This is a genomic window from Caldimicrobium sp. SLHALR3, assembly GCF_058692735.1.
In genome coordinates this window covers 442,261-458,660 of sequence record NZ_CP182484.1, presented here as the reverse complement: position 1 = coordinate 458,660, position 16,400 = coordinate 442,261, and the positions used below count along the sequence as shown (strand labels likewise).

The window sequence follows — 16,400 nt, the reverse complement described above, 5'->3', positions numbered from 1 at the left end:
TTACCACCAGTATTTTAAAAATAAGTTTAATCCCTTTCTATTGTATAATTTATCGCGATGCTCATACAAACCCTCTAAACCAACACTTAGATAATCTTTTACTCTATACTCACCTTCAATTTTATGAAAGTAAGTAGTATATTTCAAAAGATCTCCATATGCAGTTAATCTTTCAGCAGAATTTCCAAATCCAAAACCGTATTTTATCCAGAACTTACACATAAGCTCATAACTCAAAGAGCTTACAAGTGAATAAGTATTAGTTTTTGGAACATAGTAATACTTTTCTTCTAAAATAATATCTTTCGGTAGATAAACGATTAATCCTGGATAAAAGATATCAACCTTTGAATCCTTAAAATTCATGTGAGTGTAACCTAGGGAAAACTCAAAATTTTTATAAGTCTGAAATATTTCTCCTCCAAAGGTCGTTCTCGGTAAAAAGCTTGCATCTGGACTAAAAGAAAAACTTAAATATCCCCATCTTCCCTTACCAAGGGGTGGATAAAGTTCAAGATAAAGTTGCGTATCTTTAAGTCCAAATCTTTCAACATTACTTAATTTTGCTAATAGAGAAAAGTTTTTAATTCTTTGAGATAGCTCAATACCGTATTCCATTTCAGATTTTCTTCCTGAGGGAGATAAATTATAAAAGGCATAAAAAGGCTTAATATAATTTATTTTTAATCTACAAAAAAGATCTGGTCTTCTCTCTTTCATCACTTTTACGGTTTCTTCAGTCTCTTTTGAAAGATATTTTTTTGCTTCTTCGTATTTTCTATTTAATATCAGCCCCTCAAGATATAGCTCTTTAAACCCAAGATCTTCTGGATAAAGCTTTATAAGTTTTTTAAAAACCTCTTCTGCTTTTTCATAATCGTGTTCTTTAAAATAAATCATTCCGAGATTATAACCACTTTCGTATTGATTTTTACCACTTTCAAATAAAGATAAATAAATTTCTTTTGCTTCCTTTAATCTACCTTTATTTTCAAAACTTTTTGCCTCATCTAACTTTTTAGCTATCTCAACCTTTTCAATCTCCTTTTTAATTTCTTCAGATTTACTAATTTCGTAAGCCTTTAACAAATAATTTAGTGCCTCATCATATCTTTTTTGCCAGAATAAAATTTCACCCAAAAGGAAAAGAACTTCTGAGTTATTGGGATAAACCTGATCTAAAGCTCTGAGTAAAGCTTCAGCCTCGCTAAAATCCCTTTTTTGAATAGCAGTTTTAACCTTCTCTATTGCTTGATCATAATTTAGAGTATCTCCGTATAGATTAAAACTCCACAGAAAATTTCCCATAAAAAGAATCAAAAAAATTATTTTAAGTATTTTTGAATTTTTAAACATAGGTATTCCAGATTAAAAGGTTTAGTTATATAGTCTTCGCAACCAAATTCATAGCCTCTTTTAATGTTTTCATCTTGCCCTAAAGCTGTAAGCATAATTATAGGTATATCTCTTGTCTTTTCATTTTCTTTCACAAATTTTGCAACCTCAAATCCAGAAAGTTTTGGAAGATTTATATCAAGAATTATTAAATTATAGGAATTTTTATTTAATTTTTTAATGGCTTCTAAACCATCGAAAGCGATATCTATATCGTAACCCTTTGATTTTAAAGCTATTTGAAGAATTTGTGAAAGTGCTCTATCATCTTCTACAATAAGAATTTTTTTCATATTGAGAATTATAAATTTTGCGTTGTTTTTTTCAATAAGTTTGTTTAAATCCAAAGCATAAATATGTTCAAAACTTTGTAGAAAACTTTTGAACTTTCTACACAAAATTTAAGCCAATTTAAATGCCTTTTCTCAAAAAATCTAAACCTTTAAAACTACCTTGTTTACTTATTTTTTAAAATTTTGTTTATATAAACCGCTTTTTTACAATTTCTATTTTATTTATTACTTTTTAGAATTATAATATTTTTAAAAACTTTTATAGGAAAGTTTATGTTGAAAAAACTAAAATACTTAAGGGTTATAGATCCTGATCCAACTTCTCTTATTTTGGAAAAAATTAGAATAGCTGAGGAACTTTTTATTGACTGGAAAGACTATTTTTATAAGGACGAAAAGTTTTTAAAAAAGTTAAAAGACTACGAAGAAGCTATAAAAAAATCAAATAAACTTATGGAAGAGCTTGGAAGTTTTGAAGAGTGTTATATTTGTTCTGCAATTGAAAATACTGGATGCTGTAAGGCAGGGCTTGAAAATGAGGTTACTATAAACATTTTACTCATAAATATGTTTTTTAATGTTGAGATTCCTAAGGAAAGAGAAGTTCCAGGAAGGTGTTTTTTTGTGAGTCCTACAGGATGTAAAATCTTTGCAAGACCTTATCTTTGTAGAGAATACTTTTGCAACAGACTTTTAAGACTCTTTTCCCCTGAAGAATATGCACTTCTTACTCAAACTATTAATGAAGAACTTACTTTACTTTATTTAATAAATGGATATATTAGAAAGGAATTGGAATTTTTATTAGGAGATTTTTTAATAGAATTAGATTTAACTGGTTATAGTTGAGGGGGATTCAAATGAAAAAGTTTTTATATCTGTTTTTTTTGAGCTTTTTTTTATTTAGCTGTGCAAAAAAAGAAGTTCCTCCTGTTGTTTTAACTCCACCTTCTGCTGTAGAAAAGCCTGAAGAAATTAAAAAGCCTGAAAAAATGGAAGAGCTTCAAAAAGAAGAATTAAAGGAAACTACCAACGCTACAGAAGCTTTTAAACCCGAGGAAATTACTCTTAAAAAAGAGGATAAAGAATATTTAAAACTTTATGGAAGAGGCTCTGCTCCACTTTTTGCCATATTTTTCGATTTTGATGAATATTCAATAAGAGATGATATGTGGGATAGGATTAAAGCTAACGCAAAGTATCTTTTAGAACATAAAAACATAAAGGTTGAACTACAGGGGAATTGTGATGAAAGGGGAACAAATGAATATAACATGGCTCTTGGAGCAAAAAGAGCTTTAGAGGTAAAAAAAGTTCTTGTTAAACTTGGAATTGATGAAGAAAGAATTAATACCATAAGTTTTGGGAAGGAAAGACCACTTTGTAATGAAAGTAACGAAGAGTGTTGGCAACTTAATAGAAGAGTAGATTTTGTAATTATAAAATAAAGCTTAAAAAGGAGGTATGGAAGATGGAAAAAACCCATTTAAAAATTTTGCTTGTATTGGTTATTCTTTTTGGACTGGTTAATACTGCTTATTCCCAAAATACTTTAAAAATAGGAGTAATAGATATAAAAAAAATAATTAATACTTCTAAGTATGGTCAAGAAGTAATGAATCAGTTACAGCAAAAATATAATGAGCTTTCTCAAAAAATACAAAAAAAGGCAGAAGAAGTTCAAGCCTTAAAAGATGAGATAGAAACAAAGAGTTCTCTTTGGTCACAGGAGGTAAAAGAAAAAAAACAATCAGAATATCAAAAAATGTTAAGAGAACTTAGAAGTATGCAAGAAGATGCACAATACGAAATGAAAGAATACGAAAAAAAGATGTTAGATCCTGTTTTTAAGGAACTTGAAAAGGTTATAGATGAGTTTGTTAGTAGGGAAAAATATGATCTCATTTTAGAAAAAAATCAACCAGGAATCTATCATGTTTCCCCTCATTTAGATGTTACTCAAAAAATTATTGAACTCTTTGATAAACACTATGAAACTTTAAAACAGCAAAAAAAGTAATTAATGTTTTTAATTGCAGATATAGGTGCAACAAATTCAAGATTAGCCTTAGTTAAAAAAAATAGTAAAAAATTTCAAAATTTAAAAATTTATAAAAGTAAAGAGTTTTCAAATATTTATGAGTTAGTTAAAACTTATTTTTTAGAGGTAACTCTAAAAGAAAAACTGTCTATTGCAGTTTTTGCTGTTGCAGGTCCAGTTGTTAATAATAAAGCATATCTGACAAATTTAGGATGGGAAGTTTCAGCAAATGAGTTAAAAAAACTTTTTAATTTTGAAAAAGTTATTCTTGTAAATGATCTCTTTGCACTTTCTGCAAGTGTATTTTTTTTAAAAAAAGATGAAATTTTCTGTTTAAGGGAAGTTAAAAAGACAAAAAAAGAACCTAAAGTTTTTGTTGCTCCTGGAACAGGGCTTGGTGAGGCAATACTTATAAAAGAAAATCCATTGATAATACTTTCAACAGAAGGAGGACACACATTTTTTCCAGCCTTAAACGAAGAGGAATTTAATTATTTAAAGTTTTTGGAAAAAAAAGGAGAAGAACTTAGTTGGGAAAAGGCTTTATCAGGAAGGGCAATTAGTTATTGGTATGAATTCTATTTTGGAAAAATTTTTGAACCTGAAGAGATTACCGAACTTGCTAAAAAGGGAGATGAAAAGGCTTTAAAAGTAATAAAGAAGTTTTTTGAGCTTCTTGGAAGAAAGATTTCTCAGTCGGCACTTTATAGTTTACCAGAAGGGGGAATCTACATAGCAGGAGGGGTTATTCAAGCCTTAAAGAAATTTTTAGAAAAAGAAGAATTTAAACAAATCTTTTTAAAAGGATATTTTGAAAATCAGAAATTAATGGGGCTTTTAGAAAGATTTTCTATTAATGTTATACTTCATCCCAATCCAGTCCTTTTAGGAGCTCTTGCCATTCTCCATAACCAATAAAAGTGACTTTTCTTTTAAAATGATTTAAAAATTCAAAAAAGATTTCGATGTAATCCTCTTTAAGAGTTTCACTTAGTCTGTCAGCCCATTCAATAACGACAATTCCACTATTTAAAAATTCCCAGATTCCTAAATCTTCAACTTCAGCAGTTTCTAATCTATAAAGATCTACATGATAAATAGTGTATTTTCCCTCGTAGATATTTATTAAGGAAAAAGAAGGGCTTGTTATGTAAAAATTCGGAGAAACTTCTAAACTTTCAGCTAAACCTTTTACAAAGGTTGTTTTTCCACAGCCAAGTTCTCCATATAAAAGAACCAAATCCCCAGGTTTTAAAAGTTTCCCAAGGGCTTTTCCTAAGTTTATAGTGTCTTTTTCAGAGTTACTTATCTTTTCTATCTTCATTTTTTTCTAAATCTTTTCCCAACACAAATAATACGGCATTTTCTTTTTTAAGAAAAGTTTTTATCAAGTGCTTTATGTCTTCCTGTGTAACGGATTTTACCAGCTCAGGGTAAACATAACTATAATTCCAAGAAAGACCAAGGACTTCATTAATTGCCAGTTCTTCAGCTATGAAAAGATTGCTTTGCATACTGAGTTTTTGGTTACCAATGAGTCTATTTTTTGCTCTTTCTATTTCTTCAGGTAAAAGTCCTTTATTTTTAATTTCTTCAAGAATTTCCCAGAAACCTGAAATTGCTTCTTTTTCTTTTTCAGGAGAGCAACCTATATAAAGAACAAAGGCAGATTTTTTTGGATAAAAAATTAAAAAAGAGGTTACAGCATAGGCAAGAGACCTTTCGTCTCTTAAAATCCTAAAAAGTCTTCCATTTTGTCCAGAAAGAGCACTGTTTAAAACCTCCAGAGCTACTTTCTCTTTTGAATTAAGACCAGGAGTCTGGAAACCAAGCAAAATTTGAGTTTGATAAGTTTCTTTTTCTACGCGAGTATTAAGATTTTTAGGATGGGGAGGATCACTTTCTTCTTGGATAGATTCTTTAAATTCTGCCTTCCAATCACTAAAAAGGGTTTTAATCTTTTCCTTTACTGATAAAGGGTCAAAATTTCCTGTAATTACAAGAACTCCCTTTTCAGGTTTTACAAACTTTTTATAAGCGTTTTTTAAGTCTTTACAAGTGTATTTTTGATAAAAGTCCATGCTTCCTGCTGAGTTTAAACCATAAGAATGATCTGGAAAAAGTAATTTTAAAAATTCATTTACTGCTAAAGAAAGGGGCTGATCCTGCTGTTTTAGAAGTAGAGAAATCAGTTCAGGTCTTGCCTTTTCGCATTCCTTTTCTTCAAAAGAAGGATAAAGAAGTATTTCTTTAAAAAGTTCCAAAGTTTCTTCTAATTTTGAAGACAAAGAGATAGCATTTAATCCAAAGGTATTTCTTCCTGAAAAGCCTTTAATAGAACTACCTATGGATTCAAGTTTTTTTGCAAGTTCTTCAGCAGTGTAACTTTTAGTTCCTCTTGTCCACAGAAGAGTTAAAGCCTGAAAGAGTCCGTTGGTTTCTTTACTCTCAAATCTTATTCCACCAGGAAATGCAAGGGTTATTCCCACTGAAGGGACATCGTTTTGTGGATAAAGAATTACTTTAAGATTATTTTCCAAGGTAAAAATTTCAGGTGAGGTCTTTACCGTTTTAGTGTTTTTTACTATGTTTTTAAATTCTTCTTCGTCAAAAAGTTTTTTTTCAGAAAGAAAACCTGCAATCAATTTTTGAAAATTAAAGTATTTTTGAGAAACCCTTATTAAGTCCTCAACAGTTGCAGTTTCTATTTTTTTCTGATACCAGAGAATATCTTTGTAAGTGCCACGAACAAGCTGAAAACTTCCAAGGGTACTTGAGAGTCCCTCTGAAGTTTCTGAAGAAAATACAAAATCTGAAAGAATCTGAGTTTTTGCTTTTTTAAGTTCTTCTTCACTTACTCCAAAGGTTTTAACTTTTTCAAGCTCAGAAAGCAAAGCCTTAATGATTTCCTTAAAGTTTTGTGGATCCGCAGTTCCATATATTTCAAAAAGACCAGGTCCAGAGGGAGTAAAAGATGAGGAAGATATAGATTTAACCAGATTTAATTCTCTTTTTAGTCTCAGGTAAAGCCTTGAAGATTCACCACCTCCAAGTATTTCTGAAAGTAAGTCTAAATAAGGAGCATCTTCATCTTTAAAAGAGGCACAGGGAAGGGTAAAGGCAAAGTAACCCTCTTTAACGGGTCTTTCTATCCAGACAAGTCTTGGCTCATCAGTATAAGGTTCAGAAGGAAATTTCACTTTTTTTAGTTTTCTTTTTGGAAGGTTTTTAAAATACTTCTCAACGAGAGAAAAAAGACCCCTTTCCTTTATTTTTCCAACAATAATAAGAACCATATTATCGGGGGTGTAAAAATGATTAACAAAACTTAAAAGATTTTCTCTTTTAAAAGATTTGACTGTGTTTTCGTATCCAATAATTGGTCTTTTATAAGGATATTTTTGGTAAGAGGCTTTCATAATGTTTTCAAAAAGAACTGTAAAGGGATTATCAAGGCGCATCTTCATTTCTTCTATGACAACCTCTTTTTCTCTTTCCAGCTCATACGGATCAAAATAGGGATGGAAAACCACATCGGAAAGTATATCCAGTGCTTTTTCAGTAATATTTGATGGTCCCGCGACATAATAGCAGGTGTAATCGTAAGAAGTAAAAGCATTCATATAACCACCAAGGGATTCTATAGCCCCCACTATATCTTCTGGCTTTTTTGTCTCTGTGCCTTTAAAAATCATGTGTTCTATTAAATGGGTTATACCTGCCTGTTTTTCATTCTCATAGGCACTTCCCACTTTTACGCAAAGCTTTATAGTTGCTACATCTTCTCTTTCATAGGGATAAAAAAGCACGGTAAGTCCATTTGGGAGTTTTTTTTCTATTACTTTTGATACGAGAGGACTTAAGCTTTGTGCATTTCCCTTCATAAAAAATCCTCCTAAAAAAAAGAAAATTAGAAAAAATTGAAAAATTTTCAACGGTTTAAAGAGATGAATTAATTTCTGAATTTTCAAGATAAAGTTCTTTGGAATCGTAATCGTAAGCGAAAAGTTCTGCATATCTCCCCCAATCTATAGCTATTTTTAACTGATTTTTAGCTTCTTCAGGAGTAAAATAATGTTGAAGGATATCAAGAAAGAACTCGTCAGAAACCTTATGTTTTGAAATTGTTCTCAATACTTGCATTATTTGTTTAATAAGTTGTACATTTTGAAGAACGGTTTTTCTAAAGATTTCTTTTTTTTCAAAGGTGTCAGCGGAAGCCCACTTTTTTCCAAGTTCTGTAAGGATAAAATCACCCTCTTTTATTTCTCCAAAATTAAGTATTACTGAAGCTTCTATTAAGGGAAGAATGTCATCAACTTCCATGCTCAGTTCTGAACTTAAAGCATAGATATCAACTCTTCCACCTTTATCGTAAACAAGTTCAATAAGTCCTGCAATAGCTCCAACCTTAGCATTAGGAAGAAATTGAAACTTTTTGTCAGAAATAAGGGGGAAAATTTCTTCAGGAGCTTTTGTAAGAATGGTATATATTTTATCTAACAAAAACTTAAAATCTCTGGAATTTTTATTTCTTGGATAGGGAAGACTAATAAGTATTTCAGCTTTAATCTTTCCTGGGTTGTGACTTAATATTACAGCTCGGGTTGACATAATTATCGCTTCTTCAATATTATGGGTAACAAGAACAATTGCTTTTGTAGGTAATTTTCCTTGTTCCCAAAGATCAATAATATCTCTTCTTAAGTTGTCAGCAGTAAGAACATCAAGTGATGAAAAAGGCTCATCCATAAGTAATACTTCTGGTTCTACAACAAGTGCTCTTGCGATACCAACTCTTTGACGCATTCCACCACTTAGTTCCTTTGGGTAGGCATCTTCAAATCCGTCAAGTCCAACGAGATCAATTATTTTTAAAGCCCTTTCGTTCATTTCCTTTTCACTTAAACCCAAGCTTATAAGTCCTATTTTAACATTTTCTAAAACTGTAAACCAGGGAAAGAGTGCAAAACTTTGAAAAACTACTGCTATTTTGGCATTGGCTTTTTTAAGAGGAATTCCCTTATATAAAACTTCTCCTTCTGTAGGTTCAACAAGTCCAGCCATAATTCTTAAAAGAGTTGATTTTCCTGCACCAGATTGCCCAAGAATTGAAACGAACTCGCCAGTGTGAATTTTAAGGTTAATATCTTCTAAAACTACAATTTCTTTTCCTTTACCAACAAAAAAAGCCTTTTTTACGCCTCTTGTTTCAAGAATAATCTCTTTTTCCATTATTTACTCCAAAACTTGTTTATTCCAAAACATATTTGGTTTTTGCTAATATAAAAAGCCTTTTCCACAATAATCTGTTTATACCAACAACCATTAAAGACATAAAACTTGTTGAAACCAATAAAAGTCCAAAATTTCCAGAAGCAGAGGAATGGCTTATTAAGGCACCAAGTCCTGTAGTAGATAAAATTTTTCCACCAAAGGACACATATTCGCTCACAATAGTAGCATTCCATGCCCCTCCACTTGCCGTGATAAGTCCTGTAATGAGATAGGGAAATATTCCCGGGAGAATGAGGGTTTTCCACTTGGTAACTCCTTTAATTCCGTATACTTTTGAAATTTCAATTAAATCTTTAGGAATAGCACTTGCTCCAGCAATTATGTTAAAAAGAAGATACCACTGAGAACCAAGAAGCATCAAAAATATTGCTCCCAGATCAAGCCCTCCTCCAAGTTTAATTAAAAAAAGAAGTATAACAGGAAAAACCGCTGTGGCTGGAACACTTGCTGCAATTTGAACAACCCCTTGTAAAAATTTTCTTGCTTTTGGATTCAAACCAATATAAACACCAACTGGAAGAGTCCATGCAAGGGAAATCAAAAGAGCTACAAACACCCTTAAAAAGGAATAAAAAGATGTTTTTATTATTATTAAAATATCGCTTAAACTTATTAAATTTAATAAGCAAAAAGCCTTTATACCAGCTTGCAAAAATCCGATTATAATAATCATTAAAATAATGAGTTTAGCTAATCTTTTAACCAATTTAGCGCATTTATTTAAGTAAGAATTTTCAAAAATAGCAAACTCTTTATAACTTAGTTTTTCAATTTTATAAACAAACTTGTTTAAAATTTCATCAATTTTTTTAAAAAGGGTGGAGCGCGAAAGAAAATTTAAGACAAAATTTTCTTTTTCTTCTTCAGGAGGAATGGTTTCTATTTTGAATTTCTGAGACCAGGTTATAAGAGGTCTCCATACGAAAAAATCAAGAAGAATTATACATGAAATCATTGCTCCTAAACCGTAAAGTATGGCTTTTATATCTCCTCTATTTGCTGCTTCTTGAATGTAAGAACCAAGTCCTGGAAGTCTGAAATCTTTATTTTCAAGGGAGAACATTTCACAAGCCATAAGAAAAAACCAACCTCCTGCTACACTCATCATACTATTCCATATAAGTCCTATTGCACTAAAAGGAAGATCAAGCCTTAAAAATTTTGAAAATTTGTTCAATTTGAAAACCTTTACGACTTCATTTAATTCTTTAGGAATAGTATTAATAGAGTGATAAAAGCTAAAAGTCATGTTCCATACTTGCCCTGTAAAAATAAGAAGAATAGAAGCTAGTTCAAGTCCGATTCTTTTTTGAGGGAAAAGAGAAATCATTGCCAAAACTACACCAGGAAGAAAAGAAAGCACTGGAATTGATTGAAGGATGTCAAGAAGAGGTATCATTATTTTTTCATGGGTTTTTGATTTTGAAGCAGTATATCCATACCAGATTGAAAAAATAAAAGAAAGTAAGTAAGCAGTAAATATTCTTGCAAGAGATTGTAAAGCGTATCGTGGTAAATTTGAGGGATTTAAATCTATTACGAGGGTGCGTTCATAAGGAGTTCCCCATTCAGATGCAATATACACAATAAAAGCAAAGATTCCAAGTACGATAAAAAATGCCAATACATCAATAAGTCTAATTTTAAAGGTTTCAGCAGGAATAGAAATAAGCATTTTCATTTAAAAAAAATTTATAAAAATTTAAAAAAGTCATAAAAATTATAGCTTAAAATAGTTGTTAAAACAAGGCATAATTTTATAATTATAAACCATGTCTCAACGAATTTATCTTTCTGGAAATGAAGCCATAGCTTATGGTTTAATTGCTGGTGGAGTGAGATTTTTAACGGGTTATCCTGGAACACCCTCAAGTGAAATATTACCGACTGCTCAAAAGTTAAAATTATGCTACAAATTTAAGGGATTCATAGACTGGGCAATCAATGAAAAAGTTGCCTTAGAGATGGCTTTTTCTGCAGCGCTCTGTGGCATAAGAAGTGCTGTTACTATGAAACAGGTCGGACTTAATGTAGCTATGGATCCTTTTGTTAACTCTGCCTATATAGGTCCTAAAGCAGGTTTTGTTGTAGTTGTAGCAGATGACCCAGGTCCTTATTCTTCTCAAACTGAGCAGGATAGCAGAATTGCAGCTTATTTTGCCAAGGTTCCCGTTCTTGATCCTTCAAGTGTAGAAGAGGCTTACATTTTTGCTAAAAAGGCTCTTGAACTTAGTGAAGAATTTGAAATACCAGTTTTATTAAGAACTGTAACTGCTCTTTCTCACGGCAAATCAGATCTTTTAATTCCAGATTTAAAAATAGAAGATAATTTTGACCCAAAGTTTAAAGAGGATATTAAAAATTGGGAAAAAGAAGTTGCAAGACTTGCAGCAACTCCCAAACAGAGATTTTTGCTCCACAAAAAACTTAACGAGAAACTTAAACTTATTTCAGAGAAAAATAAAATTCATTATTTTTACGAGGGAGAAATTTTGATTTTAACAAGTGGTATGGTCTTTTCTTATCTTAAAGAACTAATAGAGGAATACAATTTACAAGAAAAAGTGACTCTTGGGAAAGTAGATATGCCCTTTCCTCTTAAAAAAGAAGACTTCTCCAAATTTAAAAGGGTTATTGCAATTGAGGAGACAGCACCATTTATTGAATATCTTTTAGATACTGAGGGCAGAAGAAATGGACTCGTTCCTTCAGAAGGTGAGCTTTCTCCAGAGGTTTGCGAAAAAATTCTTTCTAAAATCGGGCTTATACCAGAAAAAAAGAGTATATCTATTCCCCCTTTGAAAAGACCTTCTCTTTGTCCTGGATGCGGGCATAGAATAGGACTTTTTGCAGTGAAAAAAGTTTTTGGAAAGAAGACCATTTATACAGGAGACATAGGTTGTTATACTCTTGCTCTCAATTTTGGAGTAACTGATACGGTTTTTTGCATGGGAGCAGGAGTTTCTTTTGCGGCAGCTATGAAAAAGGTTTTTGAACTTTCCCAAAAAAACCGCTTCGTTGTGGGAATAGTAGGAGATTCAACCTTTTTTCACTCAGGAATACCTCCTCTTATTGATGCCTATCATTATAGAATTCCCATCCTTCTTGTGGTTCTTGATAATGAAACAGTTGCTATGACAGGGAATCAAAAAACACAAGCTCACACAAAATCTTACGAAGGAGAGTCTCTAAATCCAGTTAAGATAGAAAATGTGGTTAAAGGAATAGGAATTGATTTTGTTGAAGTGGTTGATCCTTACGAATATAAAAAAACTATAGAGATACTTAAAAAAGCAAGGGAATACCTTTCTGAAAAAGATAAACCAGCTGTAATCATTTTAAGGCATCCCTGTATTTATACTAAGGAAGGGCTTGAAAAAAATCCTAAAAAACCTGTCACTATCCTTGAAGAAAAATGCACAGGATGTAAGTACTGTATTAAAGAGTTTGAGTGTCCAGCACTTGTCTGGCATGAAGATAAGAGAAAGGTATCTATTGATAAGGTTCTTTGTATAAATTGTGGATGCTGTGTCTTTGTTTGTCCTAAAAAAGCAATAGTTGAGGTTAAATAAATGAAACTTGTGATTCTTGGAAAAGGAGGACAGGGAGTTCTTTTTTTTTCAAAAGTTTTAGCACTTACAGCAATGGAAGAAGGAAAAACTGTTAAAGTATCGGAAATAAAAGGAATGGCAAAAAAAGGTGGTGTGGTTGAGGTTCAGATGAAAATTGGAGAGGGATATTCTCCAAGGATAAAAAGAGGTTCTGCTGATCTGGTAATTTTGTTAAGTCCTGAGCTTGAAGAATACGGAAAAACCTTTGGGACTAATGTGTTTTCCTTTAGTGAAAAGGAAATAGAAAGTGCATTTAAAAAAGTTCCTCTAAAATATGTTAATACCTATTTAATGGGAATATTTCTTGCAAAAACCCACATTTTTGATATAGATAAGGTTTTAAAAGTTCTTGATGAAGAAAATCAAAAATCTTTAATAAAGGGGTATAGTTATGTTGAAAGCAAGAATGTTTAATCCAGAAATGGAAACCTTGCCAAGAGAAGAAATTGAAAAAATTCAGCTTCAAAGACTCAGAAAGACTTTACAATTTTTGAAAAATTCTCGTTCAAGACTTAAGGAAAAGTATAAAGATATAGAACCTGAAGATATAAAAAGCCTTGAAGATTTAAAGCATCTTCCCTTTTCTACAAAGGATGAATTAAGGGATTGTTACCCATTTGGGCATATAGCGGTTGATATTTCCGAATGTGCAAGGATGCATATGAGTTCGGGAACAACAGGGACACCAGTAATTAATGCTATGACTAAAAATGACATTAAGCAGTGGGGCGAAATTATGGCAAGATGTTTAGTTGCAGCAACTTTAACACCAGAGGATAGAATTCAAATAATGCCTTCTTTTGGATTATTTAACGGTGGATTTGGCTTTCATTACGGAGCAGAAACTTTAGGATGTTTTATCGTTCCTGCAGGTCCTGGAAGATCGCTTATGCAGTTAAAGCTTATAAAAGACTTACAAGTAACTGCTATTGGAGCAATTGCAAGCTATCCTGCAAGGCTTATTGAGGTTGCAAGAGAAAGTGGATTTAATTTTAAGGAAACCAAGTTGAGGGTAGCAATTCTTGGTGCAGAAACCTGGTCAGATGAATATAGAAAACGCATAGAAGAAGAGATGGGAGTTAAAACCTTTGACATTATAGGAATGACAGAAACCGGAGGAGTAGGATTGGGAATAGACTGTGAGGAAAGAGCCGGAATTCATGTGTGGGAAGATCATTATATTGTAGAAATAGTTGATCCAGAAACAGGAGAAGTTCTCCCTGATGGAGAAGAAGGAGAAATGGTAGTTACGACCCTTACAAGAGAGGGATTACCTCTTATAAGGTATCGTACAAGGGACATAACAAAAATTGTAAGCAGAGACTCCTGCCCCTGTGGGAGAACGCACTTAAGGGTTGATCGGATAAAAGGGCGCTGTGATGATATGTTAAAGGTAAAGGGGGTAAATTTTTATCCTTCTCAAATTGAAGCCATACTTATGAAATACAAAGGGCTATCTCCTTACTATCAGATTGTTCTTGAAACCATAAAAGGAAAAGACGAAATAACTATAATTGCAGAAAAGATTCAAGGTGGATTGTCTCCAAAAGAAATAGAACAACTTGATTTGGAATTGTATGATTTCCTTGGTTTTCATTGCAAAATCCAAATAGTTCCTGAAGGAACAATCCAAAGAGTTCCTGGAAAAGCTGTAAGAGTTATAGACAAAAGAAAAAGAAGTTAATAAAATAAATTTAATAAATTTTTAAAGTTAAGCGATGGGAGGAGTAACATGTTAACCAGGATTGAAATAATTGAAAAACTTAAAAAATCTTTAATGGAGGCAAATCAATTTAATGTGGAAATGGATGAAGAAAAGCGTTGTATTCAATTTGTAGTAAAGCTGAACGGAGAAGAGAAAAAGTTTTTAATATACATCCATTCTAATAGCATTAATAAAGTTAAGAAAAAATGTAAAGATTTAAAAGACAAAAAAGAAGGAATAAAATTTGTTGATTGGTTAGAGAATAACGACTTTGTAGTTGGTGTAGAATGTGTAGAATAATAAAATAAGGGGGATTACCCCCCTTATTTTAGCAAACTTCAAAACTTAACTTAATTCTAATTCTTTTCCTGGGGAGAATTTAACTACTTCTTTAGCTGGAATTTCAATGGTTTCCCCAGTTCTGGGATTTTTACCTTTTCTTGCAGCTCTTTTAACGACTTTAAAAGTTCCAAATCCTACAAGTTTTACCTCTTCTTTTTTGTCTTTAAGAGTTTCAGTAATTACATCAATAAAAGCATTTAAGCATTTTTCAGCAACTGCTTGTGTTACTTCAGCTTTTTTGGCAATCGCTTTTATGAGTTCTGCCTTGTTCATACTACCCCCCCTATTAAGATTTGTTCTTAAATTTTTCTACATTCTTAAATTTAACATCTTTTCAAAAATTTCAAGGGGTTGTAATTATTTTCAGAAACTTAACATTTACTTTTAATTTCTCATAGAATACTTTATAAATAACTTATAATAATTTGCTATATCATTATAATGCATTTATCTATAAAAATTGTTTCTGTGGCTATGAAGGGTATTTTTTAAAAAATCTTATCTTTTGTTTTACTAACGAAATGATAACAAAATTTTAATAGCATTTTAGTATCTGTAATTTTTATATAGATTATATTGGAAGTTATTTTAATACACTGTAATACAGTTCTGTATAGAGTTTATCAGAATTGCAAGTTTCGCAAGGTTTTTAAACTAGTAAGGCTTGTTACTACTTTATTTCTTTAAAATTAATTCAAAGGTTATTGAGGTTATTTTTTAAAAAAGTGGCGAATTTTCTGATTTCTTCCTGTGCCTGAGGTATGGCTCTCTTGCTTATAAAATCTTTCCACACGAAGTCTGGTCCAGTTGCAAAAACAGTGGTTGCGGTTCCCTGAGGTAATACGAATCTTGCATTTTCTTTTTTTATATGTTTTTCTGAAGAAAGAAGTTCATAAAATTTTATTGTTTTTCTGATAATATCTGTGTAGATTGCAATGTCTTCCTCTGAGAAAGATTCGGGAATTACAAAATACTTTACTTTAGTATAGCGATGAGACCTTTGATTGAAGTTGAGCCATGTATGTCTTACGAGCTGATGGCTGAAAATTCTTGAAAAGTTGTGTGCTATGACACCGATCCAGTTAAACGGATAATTTTCAGTTTCACTTGCTTTCAGAATTATGACTTCAGGTTGAACGAAAAAATTTTCTTTTTGGCTATTGAGTAAATTTGGATCAAAGTCTGAAAGACTACCTTTGTAAAGAATTTGATAATTTTTGGCATAAGTTATTTCTATTTTACTTAAATCTGGTTTGTGCTTTATAAGAGAGAGAAATTCATCATTTTCAAGTGTTTCAGCAAAGTGACGAAGATTAAAAAGTGCAAAATCTTTATTCCAAAAAACCTTGAAAAAGATAGAAGATATTTCAAATTTCTCCTCGTAAGAATCAAATTCGGATAAGTTTATAAATACTGGAGTGTGGGCAAAGACGCTCGTATGTCCAAGGTTTTTAAGTCTCAGAAGAAATTCGCAGAACTTTTCCTGAGTTTTAAACTTTTCTTCTTCAAAGAGAAGAAGAGGATGGGTTTCAGCATAGCACACTCTTGCTCCAATGTAGCTAAATGGTAAAAAAACAGGTAGGATAGTTTTTTCTATATTTCTATAGAGTTTTTGTGCAAGTTTTTTTTGTTTTTCACGGAGGATTTTTAATTGTGACATTATAGCCCCCTTTCAATACATTTCACATATTAATGATTCAAAGCCCAACTTAAGT

The 16,400-nt window shown here is 31.6% G+C and carries 15 protein-coding genes and 1 pseudogene; 8 read left to right on the top strand and 8 right to left on the bottom strand.

Annotated elements, in window-relative coordinates; translation table 11 throughout:
- Together ACLGLP_RS02420 and ACLGLP_RS02415 are read right to left on the bottom strand one after the other, a co-directional pair.
- Positions 1 to 1,356, bottom strand: a complete 1,356-nt coding sequence (locus ACLGLP_RS02420; protein ID WP_492113347.1) for a YaiO family outer membrane beta-barrel protein — start codon at positions 1,354 to 1,356, stop codon at positions 1 to 3.
- Entirely contained in the window at positions 1,326 to 1,688 is a 363-nt protein-coding gene (locus ACLGLP_RS02415) for a response regulator transcription factor (RefSeq protein WP_492113346.1), read from the bottom strand. The genes ACLGLP_RS02420 and ACLGLP_RS02415 overlap by 31 nt, the downstream gene beginning before the upstream one ends.
- Before the next feature lie 273 nt (positions 1,689 to 1,961).
- Between ACLGLP_RS02415 and ACLGLP_RS02410 the strand changes: the two genes are divergently transcribed.
- The 4 genes from ACLGLP_RS02410 to ACLGLP_RS02395 are packed head-to-tail and all read left to right on the top strand — an operon-like array spanning position 1,962 to position 4,647.
- The gene (locus ACLGLP_RS02410) at positions 1,962 to 2,537 is read left to right on the top strand and encodes a hypothetical protein (protein WP_492113345.1); all 576 of its coding nucleotides are present in this window, start codon (positions 1,962 to 1,964) and stop codon (positions 2,535 to 2,537) included.
- Between the two features lie 11 nt (positions 2,538 to 2,548).
- Positions 2,549 to 3,136, top strand: a complete 588-nt coding sequence (gene pal / locus ACLGLP_RS02405) for a peptidoglycan-associated lipoprotein Pal (RefSeq protein WP_492113344.1) — start codon at positions 2,549 to 2,551, stop codon at positions 3,134 to 3,136.
- A 23-nt stretch (positions 3,137 to 3,159) separates the two neighbouring features.
- Positions 3,160 to 3,708, top strand: a complete 549-nt coding sequence (locus tag ACLGLP_RS02400; RefSeq protein ID WP_492113343.1) for an OmpH/Skp family outer membrane protein — start codon at positions 3,160 to 3,162, stop codon at positions 3,706 to 3,708.
- Between the two features lie 3 nt (positions 3,709 to 3,711).
- Complete coding sequence (locus tag ACLGLP_RS02395) at positions 3,712 to 4,647, top strand: glucokinase (protein WP_492113342.1); 936 nt, start codon at positions 3,712 to 3,714, stop codon at positions 4,645 to 4,647.
- Here ACLGLP_RS02395 and tsaE read toward each other — a convergent pair.
- Genes tsaE through ACLGLP_RS02375 form a run of 4 tightly spaced genes read right to left on the bottom strand, consistent with a single transcriptional unit; the run spans position 4,589 to position 10,708 of the window.
- Positions 4,589 to 5,053 (bottom strand): tRNA (adenosine(37)-N6)-threonylcarbamoyltransferase complex ATPase subunit type 1 TsaE, encoded by a 465-nt coding sequence (gene tsaE / locus ACLGLP_RS02390; RefSeq protein ID WP_492113341.1) that lies wholly within the window; start codon positions 5,051 to 5,053, stop codon positions 4,589 to 4,591. The genes ACLGLP_RS02395 and tsaE overlap by 59 nt on opposite strands.
- Positions 5,031 to 7,613, bottom strand: a complete 2,583-nt coding sequence (locus tag ACLGLP_RS02385; RefSeq protein ID WP_492113340.1) for a M16 family metallopeptidase — start codon at positions 7,611 to 7,613, stop codon at positions 5,031 to 5,033. The genes tsaE and ACLGLP_RS02385 overlap by 23 nt, the downstream gene beginning before the upstream one ends.
- Positions 7,614 to 7,668: 55 nt before the next feature.
- Entirely contained in the window at positions 7,669 to 8,964 is a 1,296-nt protein-coding gene (locus ACLGLP_RS02380; protein WP_492113339.1) for an ABC transporter ATP-binding protein, read from the bottom strand.
- 19 nt (positions 8,965 to 8,983) lie between these two features.
- A complete protein-coding gene (locus ACLGLP_RS02375; RefSeq protein ID WP_492113338.1) occupies positions 8,984 to 10,708 on the bottom strand; it encodes an ABC transporter permease in 1,725 nt (574 codons plus the stop codon).
- Positions 10,709 to 10,799: 91 nt separating this feature from the next.
- Here ACLGLP_RS02375 and ACLGLP_RS02370 point away from each other — a divergent pair, with 91 nt between their 5' ends.
- The 4 genes from ACLGLP_RS02370 to ACLGLP_RS02355 are packed head-to-tail and all read left to right on the top strand — an operon-like array spanning position 10,800 to position 14,643.
- A complete protein-coding gene (locus tag ACLGLP_RS02370) occupies positions 10,800 to 12,599 on the top strand; it encodes a thiamine pyrophosphate-dependent enzyme (protein WP_492113337.1) in 1,800 nt (599 codons plus the stop codon).
- Entirely contained in the window at positions 12,600 to 13,052 is a 453-nt protein-coding gene (locus tag ACLGLP_RS02365; protein ID WP_492113336.1) for a 2-oxoacid:acceptor oxidoreductase family protein, read from the top strand.
- Positions 13,030 to 14,322, top strand: a complete 1,293-nt coding sequence (locus tag ACLGLP_RS02360; protein WP_492113335.1) for a phenylacetate--CoA ligase — start codon at positions 13,030 to 13,032, stop codon at positions 14,320 to 14,322. The genes ACLGLP_RS02365 and ACLGLP_RS02360 overlap by 23 nt, the downstream gene beginning before the upstream one ends.
- A gap of 48 nt (positions 14,323 to 14,370) precedes the next feature.
- Positions 14,371 to 14,643: a hypothetical protein gene (locus ACLGLP_RS02355; RefSeq protein ID WP_492113334.1), complete on the top strand. Its 273-nt coding sequence runs from the start codon at positions 14,371 to 14,373 to the stop codon at positions 14,641 to 14,643.
- A gap of 45 nt (positions 14,644 to 14,688) precedes the next feature.
- Here the strand turns inward: ACLGLP_RS02355 and ACLGLP_RS02350 are convergent.
- Positions 14,689 to 14,976: pseudogene (locus ACLGLP_RS02350) on the bottom strand (HU family DNA-binding protein); the annotation flags it as partial.
- Between the two features lie 403 nt (positions 14,977 to 15,379).
- Positions 15,380 to 16,345, bottom strand: coding sequence for an FAD-dependent thymidylate synthase (locus tag ACLGLP_RS02345; protein ID WP_492113333.1), 966 nt, complete (start codon positions 16,343 to 16,345; stop codon positions 15,380 to 15,382).
- Positions 16,346 to 16,400 lie beyond the last annotated feature (55 nt).

Excerpts from the sequence above, each read along its gene's own strand:
- ACLGLP_RS02420 (WP_492113347.1), bottom strand. The coding sequence starts at position 1,356 with ATGTTTAAAAATTCAAAAATACTTAAAATAATTTTTTTGATTCTTTTT.
- ACLGLP_RS02415 (WP_492113346.1), bottom strand. The coding sequence starts at position 1,688 with ATGAAAAAAATTCTTATTGTAGAAGATGATAGAGCACTTTCACAAATT.
- ACLGLP_RS02410 (WP_492113345.1), top strand. The coding sequence starts at position 1,962 with ATGTTGAAAAAACTAAAATACTTAAGGGTTATAGATCCTGATCCAACT.
- pal (WP_492113344.1), top strand. The coding sequence starts at position 2,549 with ATGAAAAAGTTTTTATATCTGTTTTTTTTGAGCTTTTTTTTATTTAGC.
- ACLGLP_RS02400 (WP_492113343.1), top strand. The coding sequence starts at position 3,160 with ATGGAAAAAACCCATTTAAAAATTTTGCTTGTATTGGTTATTCTTTTT.
- ACLGLP_RS02395 (WP_492113342.1), top strand. The coding sequence starts at position 3,712 with ATGTTTTTAATTGCAGATATAGGTGCAACAAATTCAAGATTAGCCTTA.
- tsaE (WP_492113341.1), bottom strand. The coding sequence starts at position 5,053 with ATGAAGATAGAAAAGATAAGTAACTCTGAAAAAGACACTATAAACTTA.
- ACLGLP_RS02385 (WP_492113340.1), bottom strand. The coding sequence starts at position 7,613 with ATGAAGGGAAATGCACAAAGCTTAAGTCCTCTCGTATCAAAAGTAATA.
- ACLGLP_RS02380 (WP_492113339.1), bottom strand. The coding sequence starts at position 8,964 with ATGGAAAAAGAGATTATTCTTGAAACAAGAGGCGTAAAAAAGGCTTTT.
- ACLGLP_RS02375 (WP_492113338.1), bottom strand. The coding sequence starts at position 10,708 with ATGAAAATGCTTATTTCTATTCCTGCTGAAACCTTTAAAATTAGACTT.
- ACLGLP_RS02370 (WP_492113337.1), top strand. The coding sequence starts at position 10,800 with ATGTCTCAACGAATTTATCTTTCTGGAAATGAAGCCATAGCTTATGGT.
- ACLGLP_RS02365 (WP_492113336.1), top strand. The coding sequence starts at position 12,600 with ATGAAACTTGTGATTCTTGGAAAAGGAGGACAGGGAGTTCTTTTTTTT.
- ACLGLP_RS02360 (WP_492113335.1), top strand. The coding sequence starts at position 13,030 with ATGTTGAAAGCAAGAATGTTTAATCCAGAAATGGAAACCTTGCCAAGA.
- ACLGLP_RS02355 (WP_492113334.1), top strand. The coding sequence starts at position 14,371 with ATGTTAACCAGGATTGAAATAATTGAAAAACTTAAAAAATCTTTAATG.
- ACLGLP_RS02345 (WP_492113333.1), bottom strand. The coding sequence starts at position 16,345 with ATGTCACAATTAAAAATCCTCCGTGAAAAACAAAAAAAACTTGCACAA.